Below are 17,267 nucleotides of genomic sequence, written 5' to 3'. Positions count from 1 at the left end.
CTTTCTCTTTCCATCTCACGTGAAAGTATTAGTGAATCAAATGAGCAATACCCACTAAATCCCAAAAGTTGATCTCACCGTCTTGCATGAAGTCGGCACCTTTAATCTCATTCCAATCCGCACTCGTTGTTGTCTTTCCGTAATGTAAAGCTACATAACCCAAGTCAGCAATATTGATGAAACCATCTCCATTGACATCTCCTGGCTCATAGACTCTTATAATCTGTTGGTTAAAATGTTGCAGCGCTTGGTTTAACATATTGGCCGCCTCTTCGAGCTGATCTTGGGCAGCCACAGGATTCGAGTACATACTATCGGCATCGTTGATAGCAAGTAGTAGCACTGCCTTGGAGTCTATCGGAAATTGTCCGACATGGGTTCCCTCAACTGCTCTATCATAGACGGACTGCGCTACAGTCATGACAGCCTGAAGAGTTGCCTTAGCTTGCTGTATATTTGTCTGCTGTGGTATTTGACCGCTAATCGTAATCGTAGTGGAACCTTGTGCACCACTGCCGTCTTTAGCAATCGCAACTACTTGGACGTCCCCATTCTTCAAACCCGTCAGCAAGCCATTTGTATCGATGGCTGCTTTATCCGTAGTTGTGATACCGTCAATTTCATAAACAGACCATGTCACTGTTTTGTTCGCTGCATTTGCAGGAAGTACCGTTACACCTAAAGGAATGCTTCCCCCATTTTCGGTAATACTCATCGAAGCGCCTGTGATCGCAATCGATTGAACCATGGAAGCATGGATGGCATTATCAAAAGCTTGCAACGCAGCATTCAAAGCATCAACCGCTTGAATGATTTGCTGTTGTGTTACTACAACATTTTGGAGCACTTGATTCGCCGCAACAATGGCTGCTTGCAGTGTTTGTTTCGAGCCAGCCGCATATTGTCCGCTGCCGTCGCCTTCAACAGCCATATCATACTTGCTTTGAGCATTGTCTATAAGAGCAGCCAGCTCCTGATAATGCATGTCTTCTACGGTTGTATTGATTCGAGACACAATATCAGCACGATCTATTGTTACATAAGTATTGCTGGAGTTGGCATTCTTGTCCCCCGTTACTCTCAATCGCAGGACATGTTCTTGATTCATCAGATCCTTGCTTTCAAAAATCTTCTGTTGATCTGACCTGGATGAAGCGTACGTATCGATGATCGTTTCGGGACCATTGTCAATCGAGATGGCCGCTTTACCTTGATTGTTGTTTTTAGCACCGTACAGTTGGACTTTGGAGCCAGTAAACCGCACGTAGACATAAGCATCCGTCTGATTGGAATAGTGGTTATCGCCATTGTACGCATTGCCTTCCCATGAACTGAATCCCCATCCGGGGCTGTACACAAACTGGGCGTCGCCTGATCCTGTATCGTTATCATTCAACTTTGTGTCGAACGATAATAAGAATTTCTGGTTATTGCCCGTGCCCGCCGTGCGTTGTACGAATTGTGCACCGTTCGTTGTACTGCTTCCTGGAATTTCAATCACTTTGCCACTGCCTCGGTTCTTCAATTGGAAGTAACCCCCGCCAACATCCACCACGGACCATTCATCATTGTAATTCGAATCGTTCGTATACGTGTTTTGGACGATATTTGCCCCGTCCGCTGTCGATGCATCCTTTACAGCAAGTGCTTTCGAGCTGCTTTTTGAAACGATTTCGTAATATCCGGGAGTCGTTTTAAGAAACGTCCATTGTTGATTTGCCCCGGAACCTGCGGACCATTGAATGATCGCCGTGCCGTCCGAGCTGGAACCCCCGCTCACATCCATGCGAAGATTACTATGCTGAATCGTCAAGTTGAACGTTTTTTGATCGAACAGATCGCGTTCCTCGGTAGGAATCGAGCTAATCGTATACGTGTATCCAGCTTGGGTATCGAATGAAATTTGATTGCTGTTATCCGTCGTATACGCGACGCTTTGGCCCAATTGATCCTGAACGACAGCCCCGGCCAAAATTGGGTAGGACACGACCGCACGATTACCTTTGTTCGATTTAACTTGCATGCTGGTTGCCCGTGTATTCTTCCAATTCACGCCAACTTCAAATCCCCCCCGTGCCACTAAGCCTTGATAGCTTCCTGTAGGCCATGAAACAGGGAGCGCTGGCAAAATATCGATGTTGTCCATATGACTTTGTAGCAGCATTTCGGACATGCCCGACGTTGCGCCGAAGTTTCCATCGATTTGGAAAGGAGGATGGGTATCGAATAAATTTTTCAGCGTACTTCCGGTAAGCTGACCTTCCAGAATCGTGTGTGCATGCGTGCCGTCTTGGGCGCGAGCCCACAAGTTAATTTTGTTCGCTTTACTCCATCCTGTGCCGGCGTCTCCGCGATGTTCCAACGTTACTTTGGCAGCATCCATAAGAGCTGGCGTCGTTTTATTAATTTGCTTGCCTGGGTAAAGCGCCACCAGTTGTGATATGTGACGGTGTGTGTTGTTCGGATCGTCAATATCCTGCTTCCATTCCTGGATTTGACCGTACCTGCCTACTTTGATCGGTGACAGCTGATTCCGCTTACTCTGAACTTCAGCTCGATAGGCACCATCGACGCCAAGCTTAGCACTAGCTTCCAAGTAATTCGTAAACAGGTCGTAAACAAGTTGCTGATCGAACGCACATCCTGTGCTGATGTCACCTTGTTCAGGTGAATAGCATGGGTTGGATACTAACGTTCCATCTGTGTCAGTAATCAGGAATTTCGTCCAAAATTGCGCAGTCTCTTTCAAGATCGGATAAACATGTGTACTTAGAAGAGTGGTATCTCCTGAAAATTTATAGCTTTCCCAAATGTTATTCGCCACAAAAGCATTTGCTGAAGGCGACCAGCCCCAGTCATATTCCCAACCTGGCGCGGTAAAGCCAAAAGGGTTGTTCATCGTGCCGACTGACCATCCACCTCCCGTAACGCCATAATGCTTTTCGGCCGAAATCCGGCCGGGCACGAGCAAAAATTCCACATAATCGATGAGCGGAGTCATCGTTTCCGAGAGGTTCGCTACCATCGCCGGCCAATAATTCATTTGAATATTCACATTGAAATGATAATCGCTGCTCCAAATGGCATCGTTCGATTGATTCCATATGCCTTGGAGGTTGGCAGGAAGTGTACCTTCGCGGGAAGAAGAAATAAGCAAATAACGACCATATTGATAGAATAGTACTTCCAATGCTTTACTTTTCGTACCTGCATAAGTAGCAAGAAGTTCGTCAGTCGGTAATGTTGGCTTAGCATCTCCCAAATCTAATTTCACCCGATCAAACATCTTTTTATAGTCCTCGATATGAGCAGCTAGCAGCGTATCATAGGACTTATTTACGGCAGCATTTATAGTGGCCATCTCTGTATCGTGAGGATCTACGCCCACATAACTCGGGTAACTATTGGCATAGTTCGTCCCTAGAGTAGAGAGGATCGTGACTGAATTGGCGCCCGAAACCGTAATCTTGCCACCCGCTGGCGTCAAGGTTCCGCCTTCGTTCAGGACGCGGAAATTGCCTTCATACAGCATTTGGTTATCCGTTACATGGCCCCGAACCTGGATGTTGTTGCCACTCGCAACAATAGTGCCTCCTTGGGCACTCGTTGGACGTACATCAAGCGACAGCTTCCCAGGTTGATTGGCCGTCAGACGCGTCACCATCACGTTATCCGGATAGCTGATAAAATATTCACGTGTATACTCGACGCCATCCAAGGTATACTTCACACGTGAGACAGCATCTTCAATATCCAACTCACGACGGTAATTGACTACGTTCAACGCTGGAGAAGCAGCGAAGTCCAGATATAAGTCGCCAAAAGATTGATAACTGCCAAAGCCATTATTAACTCCTGTTAAGTAAGAATTTGCTTCGGAATGCGCACCATTGATGTCCCCTGTACTCAGTTTCGAACGAACACTTGCCAAATGATCGGCAGCCCCGTCCCGGTTACCGTACGTATACGACGATGATGAACCGGGACCGCCAGACCACAAGGTTTTCTCATTCAGTTGAATACGTTCCTGTGCGACACCACCGAACACCATACCTCCCATATAACCGTTCCCGATTGGCAGCGCCTCGGTTTCCCAATCTGTCGCTGGCTGCTTGTACCACAGAGACAGCTTATGTTCTGGTGGTGTTGACGACCCTGTATACGTAGTTGTTGATGCAGCACTAGCGATTGAGATAGTCAAAGGCAGTTGCATTAGCAAGCCCATTGAAAGAACGCTTGCCGTTATTCGCTTGGCCAAAACTTTCCTTTTGAAAAAGGACATGCTATAAATCCCCCCTTCTATGTATGTACAACTTTGACGAGATAACCTCATGCTCAGCACATCGAGATCATTGTGCCGAGCATAAGGTTCACTGCCATGAATGAATTAACTTTAAATTTCAAATCACTTCTTATTCTACGATCAAACTAGCGACTTTCGTTAAATCGAGAATGTCGATCTTGCCGTCATGAACGACGTCTGCTGATTTAGCCTTATTCCAATCTGCACTTCCTGTATGCATTCCGAAATATAAAGCTACTGTGCCTAAGTCTCCAATATCGATGGAACCACTTTCATTGGCATCTCCTGGCGCGAAAGCTGTAATCATTCGTTGATTAAAGAATTGCACTGCTTGATTTAACACATTAGCCGCATCATCGAGTTGTTGCTGCGTTGACGCAGAATTCGATTCGATGGCATGGGCAGCGTTGATAGCGGCTGTTAAATCAGCCTTGCTGCCTACCGGATATTGTCCAACTACGGTTCCTTCTACCGCTTTGCCATAAACGGACTGCGCGATAGTCATAACCGTCTGAAGCGTCGTCTTATCTGCTACAGGAACCTCATCTACACCATTAACAGAAACCATTAAATGGGTTAGCTGGGCATCCATTTTTTGACTCAGGGCATTAGTAACTTCTACGTTGGTCAGTTCAAAGTTCACCGTCGCTGATTGTTGATTCGGCTTCGCTTTCCAATTGAACTTGACTACATCTTCGCTTATTTTAATGGCTCCTGCTTCTCCTTCACTAACCGCTATAAGTCGAACTTGTCCTGGTACATCCGTAGTCTTCTGAACCACAGTAAATTTGGATTTCAACGAATCCACAGATACAAACTCAATGGCATTGGCATTATAGTTTAAGGTAATATCTGCCGCATACACGGCGGAAGATACGCTATCGGACACATTGCTTAAGCCAAAATTGGTAGAGAATGAAGCACCAGCTTGAATCATTGTTGGACCCGTAAGCGTTGCCTGCGGCACGCCCGTCGGCAATGGTAGCTGGTTGCTAATGATCACATAGTTGGAGCCTTGAATACCGCTGCCATCTGCAGCTATTGCTACCACTTTCACGATCCCGTTCTTCTTAGCCGTAAGCAAACCATTCGTATCGATGATTGCTTTATCTGTTTGGGCTACGCCATCTGCTTCATAGACCGCCCATGTCACAGACTTGTTCGTCGCATTAGCAGGGAGCACCGAAGCTTGCAATTGAAGGCTTCCGTCCTTCACGGTAATCGTTGACGCCGAACTTGTGACTGCAATCGATTGTACGTTATACGTGTTTCCCGTAACCGTAACATTAGCTACAGCAGGTATGGCTGTGCCATCTACAGTTCCGTTTACACGAAAAGTACCAGCTGCTGCATACGCAGAAGCGTTAATCGGATTCCACTGGACTGATTTCGTAGCGGTTGTCGCATTGTTATATTTTACTGTGACACTCGCAGGCAGAATCGGCGGAACATTCGTAGCCGTAGCCACGTTTACTTCCATGACTCCCGAAATTACTGGTACCGCTGCTTCAACAGTCAGCTTCGCATCCGCCCAATCGCCGTGATCTTCGCTGTTTCCATTACCAGAATCAGTAACTTCCAATAGTAGCGTTTTATAACCTTTCACATTTACCTTTACAAATTTGGCATCATCCGACTCTTTCAACAAACCTCCGGAGTAAAGTGATTCGATCGTGTCATCGTTCTTCACTCCTGACACTTTAAACTGTATCGAACCGTTGTTGCTTCCACCGTAAATTTCCTTATCTAAGCCGATAAAGGCGGAGAAGGTTTCATAATTAGCGCCAGTAAGATCATACTTGACTATTGAATTGGCATGGGTCCCAAGACCTTTGGCAAAGGAAAGATTCTGATCCCCATTCTTCAATACAATCGCATTGCCATCGATGCTCTTGTCTTTCTGAACAGTTAACCAACCCGAGGATGCGTTTACCCAAGCCAAGTCGCTTAAATAGTCAACGCTAGGCAATTCTTCCTTCTGTTCGGATTTGCCATCCGCAACTCTAAACGTCGCATTGGCCCAGCTTGCATGATCCTCGCTATTATCGCTATCGCTCTGCTTAACAACAAGTTCCACGATGCTTGCGCCAGCTACACTGACATCGACCGGCTTAGCCACGTCGGTAACCTTCATTACACCGCTCGCAAATTTCTCTACGCCGTCTACAAGCACCTTGAATTCCACGTCAGCGTAAGACGGCGATTTGGCCATTTCTTGGTCGACCCCGACAAGAGCGGTAAAGGACTTGTAATTTTTATCGGAAATGTCAAACATAATTCTCGACTCGGCATGTACGCCAAAGCCTTTCTCGTACGTTACAGCGCCGTTGCTGCCCATTAACTTTATCGCGTTTCCGTCCAGGCTTTTATCCTTCTTAACGGTTAACCAGCCTGAGGATGCGCTTAACCAGTTCAGATCACTCGCATACCGATCCACCAGTTCAAAGTTCAACGTGTATACTTCTTGCGTCGCACCGCCGTCAGCAGTAGCTGTGATGGTCGTCGCGCCTGGCAAGCTGTTAGCTGGGGTGATGACCAATTGGACGTCTTCAGACGCTTTGTCCACTGTAACGGTTGGAACTTCCAGGTTTTTCTCTCTCAAAACAGCCAGTGTCGCTGTGCGATTCTCAGCATGAAGGCCTTTGACTGGCACTCCGTTCACTTTCACATTTCTAATCAGAGAAGGCAGTCTCTCCACTTTCCATAATTGGTTGTCGCTTCCAGTATAGGTGTTTTGAACAACCGGATTTCCGTCAGCTGTAGAACCGTTGCTGTTTTCCAATGCCAACAGGCTGTTTACGTTGGTAATTTTGAAGTAGCCATTGCCAACATTGGAGATGGCCCACTGCTGGTTTATGGCTGAAGGATCTGCAGCAGTTTCAGAATCTGTCCATTGAATGACTGGTTTTCCAGGCGTTTTACTAGCGCCTGTAACATCCATAACTCGTCCACTTTGTTTATTAACAATCTTATATTTGCCCAGACCCAAATCATCGATGACCCATTGCTGATCCAGCGCACCCGATTGGGTTCGTCCGGCAACAGCCGCTCCATTCGTCAATAAATTCCCAACTCCCAATGCTTTGCCGGTCGCTTTATTAACAATGCGATACAACGTGTTGACATCAAAGGAGTCAATCCCCGTCCGAGTTGGAACTTCATTGGTGTAAGAGCCGACTGCCAGTTCTCCTGCAGCAGCGAAACCGCCGCCAACGGCCGCATTCACTTCCATTTTGACATAGCGTGCTGTTTGCGATGGGAAGGTCACACGTTTCATGGTCTTGTCCCCATCCCATGTACCGCTTTTAACCGAAGTGAAATTCGTTCCGTCTTCGCTCACGTATAACGTATAGGAAGTAATCATGCCTTGTGTTAAATTTTGCGAAGGCAAGTAATTCAACATATTAATGTTATTGTACGTGTAGCCCAAATCCAATGTAATGGATTGAGGCAGAGATCCGCTGGTTTGCCAAACAGTCTCAGAGTAAGTGCCTACATAATCCATAAGTCCATCAATCGCATTGCTCGCATTCCCGCTAGTAGCCGTTGCTGAATTGGCGGTAATCGGATGCTCCATCACGATTGGCTGTTGCGGCAGTGGAGGACGCGATTGATTCGGAGTCCATGCTTGTCCGATCTGCGCTAATCGATTGACTACGTTGTTATCCAACTCCCCGTCTGGGTTCGGTGAAACGTTGAGCAAAAAGTTTGTATAACGCGGTTCCAAATAACCTAGATGATCCTGCACAATATTCGTTACGCTTGCCGGCTCTGTATTCGTCATCCAATTGTGCCAGAACCATTGATTGGAGACGAGCGGCATGCCCTGGTTTGCGGCAAACGTATTATTGGAAGGTGCCCAAACGCCCTTAGGTTCTTCAAAATAAATGATGTCCTCATCCCATGGCTGCGTTTGTCCATTGTGATCCACAATCAGAATATTAGGCTGTAGGCGCTTGATCAATTCGCGAATTTCCTGGTAGGGAACTTCATTATGGCCCATCTCCCAGGCCCAGCCGTCGATAATCAGTACCGGAATTTCGCCGTAATTCGTCAGCAACTCTGTTAGTTGCCCTTTAATAAATTCGATATCTGCTCTGCTGATGGACCCTTTCGCGATACCTTGCTGACGATCCCAGATAGAGAAATATAGCCCGGGCAAAATTCCTTGCGCACGCATGGAATCTACATATTGCCTCACAATATCTTTCTTGTAGGAGCTGTTCATCACATTGTAATTGCCATATTGGGTTGGCCACAGGGCAAACCCGTCATGGTGCTTGGTCGTAAGAACCGTATATTTGATGCCTGCGGATTTGGCGGCTGTCGCCCATTGGTCCGTGTTCACATGCTCAGGATTAAAAGAAAGTGGATCTTGTCCTGGCGTTACCCATTCCTGATCATGATAGGTTCCCATGTTATAGTGGATAAACATGCCAAACCTGAGGTCCACATAGTTTTTCTGATTCGTGTAACTATCATTTACAACAGGACTTGCTATATTTTGATTATTTGTAGTCGCAAACACGGGGGCCACTGAGACAAATAAAAGCATAAATATTAGCCCTACACATGTTGAAATCCTCTTATACAAATAATTCCCCTCCTATGCGCTTAATACTTGCTCAAAACAGAAATAAGTTCTTAACGGGAAGAAGCAAGCCCGCTGACAGCGGGCTTACCATAAATCACTTTGACATAGCCATTATTTATTGATCAAATTCACATACTGAAGCACTCGTTTGATGATGACAGCCGCTTCAGCGCGAGTCGCTACATCTTGAGGTGCAAAAGTCGTTTCTGTTTTGCCTTGAACCAAACCTTTGCCCACGGCATTTGCTACCGCGCTGCGAGCATAATCCGACACTAGGTCTTGATCAGCGAACGAAGTATTCGTCGAAGCCGCATTAAATGCTGATGTTCCTTGAACGAGCCCAATCGCTTTCATCATCATCACGACCATCTGCTCTCTTGTAATCTGAGCATCTGGGTTGAATCTGCCTTCGCCAACACCTTCGACCAAGCCGTATTTCGCTGCTGTACCTACCTCTGACGCATACCACACTGTAGCGGCAACATCTGTAAATGAGGATGGCGTCGTTTCGGTTGGTAAGCCAAGTCCTCGTACGAGAAGTGCTGCAAACTGAGCCCGCGTCACTTGCATCTCCGGTGTATACGTGTGATCCGTTGTCCCGTTAATAATCATTTTGGAAGCTAACTCCTCAACATCCTTCTGTGCCCAATGACCAATCATATCGTCAAATGATTTCTTATTCTGAACGATAGCATACATACTGTTCGTGTTACGGATGATGGTTACTTCTGTCTTACCGTTCTTCGTTGTGAACACAGATGGAACGAATTGCATTTCCCCCGTGATCGGGTCGTACACAACTGCAGTAGCCTTCGAAGGATCCTGAATGACACTATCTAATTGAATGACACGTGTTACAAACGTGTTGCCAAAATTGTGGATCTCTTCTTCTTTATCCTTGGATTTCAGAATGATTTTGTAATCGATGATATCGCTTACTCGCTTCATACCATTCTCTGTGATGGATTGATCAAATTGCAGTTCATGCTGGCTTTTCGCTTTATCAATGCGAATGATGAGTGTTGCGCTAGCATCTGAACCGGCATCCGTACCAACTTGGTTTAGGATCGAAAGCGGCAGATCATACGTGCCTAAATGCGTGCGAATCGTCAAAATGGTTCCTTGATTATCTTTCAGACTGTTGCGCAAGATATCCAGTGGCAGTTCTACAGCGTTCGATGCACGAGTCCCTGGAATATCAAAATTAAGAACTGGATGATCCATACTGGTTGATGTGTGAAGATCTGCTAGTTTTTGAGTCAGTCTCTCACGATCGATAACTGCGGTTACCGATGTCCCGCCGCCCTCAATCCGCATTTCTGATTCTTTGGGTACATATAGAGTCGGATCTTCTTTTGTCGGCGTTGTACCTCCACCTCCACCTCCACCTCCACCTGGGCCCGGATTAGTGGTCTTTGCGTCAATCTGAATGGAAGCTTGATGGCTTACTTGCCAAACAGCAGGCAATAATTGTGAAGTCACTGTCGTCATTTTTTGCAGACTTACGTTAGCCGATCCACTTTGAATAGCTTTGAATGACAACGTACACATACTAAGGTCGCCGCTCTCACCTGCTACTTTACCTACTTTGGTCAAAGCGAAAGTAATTTGATTACCAGTATTTTTAACAACCTTATAACCCTCAAATGAGCCATTCGATTGATCTTTGTTGAATTCCAGTCGCGCTGCGTCATACGTTAATACAACTTCATATCCGTACAAATCCGTTACATTGTGACCTTGAATTGTAATGGTTACGTTCTCTCCTACCTTCACTTGAGAAATATTTGGCTCTGCTGTGAATGACGGAGTCCCTGCCCCTAGGGCCATTCCGATCGGTAATACCGTCAATAAGAGCATCCAGGTCATTAGTAATAAACCAACTTTGCGCATTTTGGCACACTCCTTTTTTAGTAGCATAGGAAACTGGAAAGAGAAAGGATTCTCCTTTCTCTTTCCAATTCATGTCATTTAATATTCTAAGATCAAACTAGCAATTTTCGTTAAATCGAGAATGTCGATCTTTCCGTCATGAACGACGTCTGCTGCTTTAGCCTTATTCCAATCCGCACTTCCTGTATTCATTCCGAAATATAAAGCTACTGTGCCTAAGTCTCCAATATTGATTAAATTGTCTTCATTGGCATCTCCTAGTGCGAAGACAGTAATCATTTGTTCGTTAAAGACTTGCACCGCTTGATTTAACACATTAGCTGCATTATCGATCTCTTGCTGCGTAGACGCAGAATTCGATTTGATCGTTTTGGCGATGGCAATCGCTTGGGCTAGCTCTGCCTTCTTACCAATTGGATATTGTCCGACATCAGATCCTTCTACCGCTTTATCATAGATGTTTTGTGCTATGTCGATAAGTGTCTGAAGCGTTGTCTTATTCACAGTTCCAACGGAAACCATTAAAGTAGTTAACTGGGAATCCACTTTTTGACCTAGTCCATTAGAAACAGCTACCTTCGTCAGTTCAAAGTTCAGCGGCAATGATGGTATATTCGGTTTCGCTGTCCAATTGATCTTGAATACATCTCCGCTTGTTGTTATAGCCCCCGCTGCTCCTTTGCTTGCAGCTATAATCCGAATTTCTCCTGGTACGTTTGTGATGGTCGGAATCAATTCATAATCGGATCTTAACAAGTCCACAGATACATAATTAACGGAATTCACATCAAATTTCAGTTTCATATCAATCGCGTATACCGAAGAAGATTCGTTAGCAGACACGTTGTTTAAGCCAAAATTCGTAGAGAATGCTGCGCCAGCTAGAATCGAGACTGGGCCCGTAAGTGTTGACTGCATCACAGTAGTCGGCAGAGGTGTCTGACCACTAATGATAATATACGTGGAGCCTTGGATACCGCTGCCGTCTGTAGCCGTTGCTACCACTTTCACGATTCCGTTCTTCTTAGCTGTAAGTACTCCATTGCTATTGATAATTGCTCGATCAGTAAGGGTTACGCCATCTGTTTCATAGACGGACCATGCCACTGACTTGTTCGTCGCATTGGCAGGGAGCACCGAAGCTTGCAATTGAAGACTTCCATCCTTCACGGTAATCGTCGACGTCGAACTTGTGACTGCTATCGATAGTACGTTATACACGTTATCCGTAACCGTAACATTAGCTACAGCTGGTATGGCTGTGCCATTTACAGTTCCGTTCACACTAAAAGTACCAGCTACTGCATACGCAGAAGCGTTAATCGGATTCCACTGGACCGATTTAGTGGCCGTTATGTTTGTATCATTGTTATAAACGACAGTCACATTCGCAGGGAGTACTGGCGGAGCATAGGTAGCCGTAGCCACGCTTACTGGCATAACTCCTGTAATTACTGGTGCTGCAATGGCTTCCCATTTCGCATATAGGGTGATATCTGTTGCTGGAATGGTATTAACAGCGAAATCCCATCCGGTAGTTAATGCCGCATTTTGGTACCAGCCAGCGAACGTAAATCCATTTTTCGTCGGAGCTTCTGGTGCAGTAATAGTAGAACCGGATACGGCTCCGTAAACGGAACGAACTTCACTGCCGCCGTTTGTGTTGAAACTCACTGTCGTACCTGTTTTAAAGATAGAATAATCCCACTCCGCATACCATCTTGCGGCAATCGTTCGATTCTGAGCATTCAAATCGATTGGAAGCCATACATATCTGGAATCCTTCAGATCACTCGGGTACCAGCGATCAGCCATGAAGATGAATTTATTCGGCACAAGATCTCCATTGCCATCTCGGTAAGGTAGAACATATGTGCTCTGGCTTTCGTGTGTCGTGTGTTTCCAGTCATCCACGAACGGATCACCTTTATGTTCCCATGGGCCGAATATGCCATTTGTCGCCACATGATATTCCGCTTGGTTCGGGTCCCAACCTGACTGTCCGGATGTAATCATGTAATAGACACCATCCTGCTTGAACATCGCCGGCGCTTCTCTGTACCATGGGAAAGCTCTCACATAATGAGTACCTTCCACAGACTGACCGTTCGCATTCGTAGCCGGACCCGTGTAGTCATCATTCAGCATCGTGATGACAGTCCGCTCGTTCCCTTCGGATGCATAAATCAGATAAGCCTTGTCATCCGTCGCATCATTGCCGTCATCGTCTACAAACAGCGTCATGTCGCGAAGCATGCCTTCTCCTTCGCTGCCACCCCATCCACTATTCGGCAATCGGAACGTGTCGAGATACTTGAATGGACCCGCTGGCGAATCGCTGATCGCAACGCCGCCTGCCGCCGTCCAATACTTACCGGCGATCGGCCCGTCTTGATGCCACCACATCACATATTTATCCGTTTTCTTGTTGTAGACGACCTTCGGACGTTCAACAACTTTATCCCAGTTGAATTCTTTATACATCGCTTGCTTCTCTGCATTTGTTTTGTCCGCGTACAATGCATTAAGCTCAGCTATGCGTTCAGGTGAATTATGTTTGCTTAACGAATTGACCGGCGATTTCATCGAACGTGTGTAATCGCCATTTCGATCCGTGATATTGACAACTCGATTAGGATCGAATGGAACTCCGCTGTTCTTGTAAGTCTCAGAATTCTCATCCAAGTACAGTGGCAGGTTTCCGCCAGACAATACATCTTCGCCTAGTTGCGGGTTGTTGAATACCGGCAAGACAACCCCTTCATTTTTCCAATTGTACAGATCTTTCGAAGAGTACGCGTGAACGCCTGTTACCGGTACATAACCCGAGCCAACATTATTTTCCGTTTTGTCTTCGCCATACCAGTAATATGTTTTGTTCTTCTCGTTGTACAGAATGCCACCGCCATGAGCCTGGATAGGAACGCCGTCTCCATCCAGCCACACTTCACCGCTCTTAATGGAATCTGTCTGACCTATGGTCGCGTATAAATTGTACATGTCTTGCAGAACTTTGGTGTAGTAAGCAATACTTTCCTTCGTCAAATCGCTAATCGTACCGATCGCTGCAATTTGATTTTCAATCGTGGTTGCTACTTTCGGACTAGTGCTCAAAGCTGTACGTAATTGAACAATTGCATTGTCCAAACTGCTTGTATCGAAAGCCGTTCTTTGTTTCTGACTAACTGAGATTTCTGCTGTAGTCAGCGTATCGCCATCTCCACCAGTGGTTATCGCCTGAATAGCAACATATCTGGCTTTGTTAGAATTGAACGTAGCTGTCTGACTACTTGTGCTTGTAGCATCCCATGTCCCATTCGCCACAAAAGTGAAGTGCTGATTTAAATACGTTTGCGTGCCGTTAGCGGGTACATTCGTTAAATCTTCATCGCTGTAGTAAACCTTGAATTGTTTAAATCTACCGTTTGCTTTATCTTGCCTTGGTGTAATCGTGATCTTGCCAACATCAGCTTTGCTCTGACCCAGATCTATGATCAAATAATCGCCCGATGCGTATTTTCTTCCGTTCGATGCCCAGTTGGTCTCATAGTAAGTCGAATTGTTGTTATCCAGCATAAGACTGGCAGGATTCGAAGAATAAGCTTCTGGCGCATAAAACACCTTAATACCAGTAATCTTCTGTTCATCAACTTGGAGATTTGCAATCTCAGCTGTAATTTTTCCTGCCTGTTTCACGATTCCTTCCTGCGTAGCGGTTGCACTACTCAGCATCGCTGTACCTTGCGTAAGAAGCGATTGCAAATTAACCAAATAGGAAGGATCTTTCGTAAAGCCATTCACAAATGTAGTTGCAGTTGCTATCGCTCCTACGAGGCTGGACTTATCCATTGTAAAACCAGCCATGCTAAAGATATTGATCTCTGCAGCTGATGCATACTGCTTGCCAGTATCACTTTTCGATTCAAGTGCCGTAAATTTTAAATAAGTAGCACCGTGCGGGCTGAAGGTTGCTGTTTTTTCCAATCTGTCCACATCCCAAGCACCTTCTGCGACTTTCGTATAAGCGATGCCATCCGTGCTGACGGAAACTTCATACTTAGTCACTACACCATTCCAATCTGAATCTTGTCTAGGCACATAGCTAAGCTTGTATACACCGTCATAAGCCTTGCCAAGATTGTAAGTAATCGTGTGTGGAAGTGGTGTATAGGAACCGTCATAGGCCGTATGCCATTTCGTTCCGGTGTCTCCATCCAACGTCTTACTTGATGATTCACCTGAGGCTGAGCTCGTTGACGATGCCGTCATTTGGCTTTGTGGAATTCGTCCGATCGGGCTGTAACGGAGGTTATATTCCGTAGCCAGACTGCCTGCCATCTTCGAAATATCTTCCTGTGTTACGTTGACCGTATCACGAACTGTCTTAGCTTGTGTAACTAACGTTTGCAAAGCAGTCAATTCTGGATTAGTAGCAAGCAGCGCCTCTGCACTAGTAATTGCTCGGTCTAGCATGGCCTTATCTACTGTAAACCCTGGCTTTCTCACGATATTGATTTCAGCAGCCGACCCGTACTGTGTACCAGATCCGTTATTGGACTGAATAACTGTGAACTTCACATAGGAAGCGCTCACTGCCGAGAATGTGGCCGTTTTCTCTGACTTGTCGTTACTCCAAGTGCCTTCGGCAACGTTCGTGAAATTCGTGCCGTCTGTGCTGACAGCGACTTCATATTTGGTTGCAACACCGTTGAAACTACTATCTTGTCTAGGCAAGTATTTCAACTGATAAATATCGTTATAAGTTGTTCCATTCGTTTTATCCAATTTATAAATGACAGAATGGGGAGCCGGAGCTGGCGTGCCTGACCAAGCAGAGTGCCAATTGGATCCCGTATTGCCATCTAACGTTTTATCTGGTCCTTCCCCTGAGGCAGCGCTGCTTGCCGTTACACTCATCTGGCTTTGAGGAATAACGGTGCTGCTCGTATACGAGGCGCCATCAATAACGAACGTTGTAATTGATTTCGCTCCAACAGTTGCACGCAATGTGTTATTCATAACCGGAAGACTTCCCTGCTGGACCACGTTTTCCGTAGCGGAAGAAACATAAGGTGTGGCATTCCCGGTAATCGAATCAAACTTTGACATGTTTAAGGAGATGTCTTGGCTGCTCGTATTTGCATTTCGATATACAACATAGATTTTATTCTGTATAGGGTCATAGGCCGATAATGTGTTGTCATTGTTATCAGCAATGAATCTCGAACCTTGGGGAATAAATTTGCTAAATTGCGCCATCGCGTAATACTTTTTCCCGAAATACCAATCTTGTGTATCGAAATCAGCGTGAAGGAGACCCCAGTTCATGTTTTCCTTCTGCATATTTTTCTCGCTCTCAATAGCTTGCCAAAGGACCCAAGCCTTAGGTTCAAGCCAAGTAATATCCGTCATTATTCTTTCGGCTAATGCCAATGCCGGTTCAAAATCATCGTGATTGTGAGCAACGCCCGAAGGACCCAAATCCACTTCAGACATCCATAACGGCTTGCCAGCAGATTTAGCGGCATCTCTCACAGCAGTTCGATTTGATCCACTATACGTGTGGGTATTCATTTGTCCTATGTTAGCCTTAGTTGTAGCGTTATAAGAGTTCCAATTGGTCATAAATGTATCTACACTTGTCTCATCCATGGCCGAAATCTGAACAGATTGCAATCCTTTGTCATTAAGCTTAGCGCGAGTGGCATTAATAATTTTGGCTTGAGAAGCCGTATCCCAATGCGAACCTTCTTGTCCCCCGCCAAATCCCCAATAATTCGTATTCGGCTCATTCACCGGGGAAAGTGTGTTGAAATGAGTCCCCTCCGCATCGAAATATTCGACAACTTTCGCCAAATATTCAGCAAAATTGTCATACTCTGTCGATTTCAAGTTATCTTTCCAAGCATCTGTATGACCAGTCGTACTGCCACTGACCGTCATATAGTAGGGAGCAGAATTGGAGAACGCTTCCAATTTATTAGCTCCTCTTGCTTTTGCTGCTTGGAGCCACCAGCGTTGATTCGCATCTTGCGTCCAATCGTACACTCCTGCGGATGGCGAGAACCCAGGCACTTCTCCACCTTGACGCATCGTCTCATAAGCTGGATTTTCACCGCCGCCAATGTTATATCTGGCAATATTAAAATTCAAACCTTGAGGTGAATAGAGGGCATCGGCCAATGCATTTCGCTTAGCGTCTGGCCAACCTCCTGTTACATTTCCAAACCAAGCTAATGCAGTTCCCCACCCATCCCATGCTTGTTGCATATTACTCGGATCTAACGTGATCGCAGTCGTAGCAGCACTGGCCTTCTGAGTAGTTAATCCATAAAACACAGGTGAAACTAAAGTAAAAGCAAGACAAGAAGCAAATATTCTTTTTCCAACTTTTCTAGTCATCCATACAACCCCCTTTTAAATAGCCTAAACGCCATAACCATAATTTGGAAACGCTTACCGATTTATTCAAAAAAA

General features: G+C 45.7%; 4 protein-coding genes. All 4 read right to left on the bottom strand.

Annotated features, from left to right (window positions below; all coding sequences use genetic code 11):
* Positions 1-28: 28 nt before the first annotated feature.
* Positions 29-4,282: a glycosyl hydrolase family 95 catalytic domain-containing protein gene (locus GC096_RS38270; RefSeq protein ID WP_171638561.1), complete on the bottom strand. Its 4,254-nt coding sequence runs from the start codon at positions 4,280-4,282 to the stop codon at positions 29-31.
* 130 nt (positions 4,283-4,412) lie between these two features.
* A complete protein-coding gene (locus GC096_RS38265) occupies positions 4,413-8,897 on the bottom strand; it encodes an NPCBM/NEW2 domain-containing protein (RefSeq protein ID WP_171638559.1) in 4,485 nt (1,494 codons plus the stop codon).
* 111 nt (positions 8,898-9,008) lie between these two features.
* Positions 9,009-10,790 carry an S-layer homology domain-containing protein gene (locus GC096_RS38260; RefSeq protein WP_171638557.1) on the bottom strand — a complete coding sequence of 594 codons (1,782 nt, stop codon included), beginning with the start codon at positions 10,788-10,790 and terminating at the stop codon, positions 9,009-9,011.
* A 78-nt stretch (positions 10,791-10,868) separates the two neighbouring features.
* The gene (locus GC096_RS38255) at positions 10,869-17,192 is read right to left on the bottom strand and encodes a discoidin domain-containing protein (protein ID WP_171638555.1); all 6,324 of its coding nucleotides are present in this window, start codon (positions 17,190-17,192) and stop codon (positions 10,869-10,871) included.
* Between the last annotated feature and the right edge of the window lie 75 nt (positions 17,193-17,267).

The sequence above is a fragment of the Paenibacillus plantarum genome (assembly GCF_013141695.1).
In the GTDB taxonomy this organism is placed as follows: Bacteria; Bacillota; Bacilli; order Paenibacillales; family NBRC-103111; genus Paenibacillus_E; species Paenibacillus_E plantarum.
The sequence above is the reverse complement of the archived record's forward strand: the minus strand, read 5'-3'. Positions and strand labels throughout refer to the sequence as shown.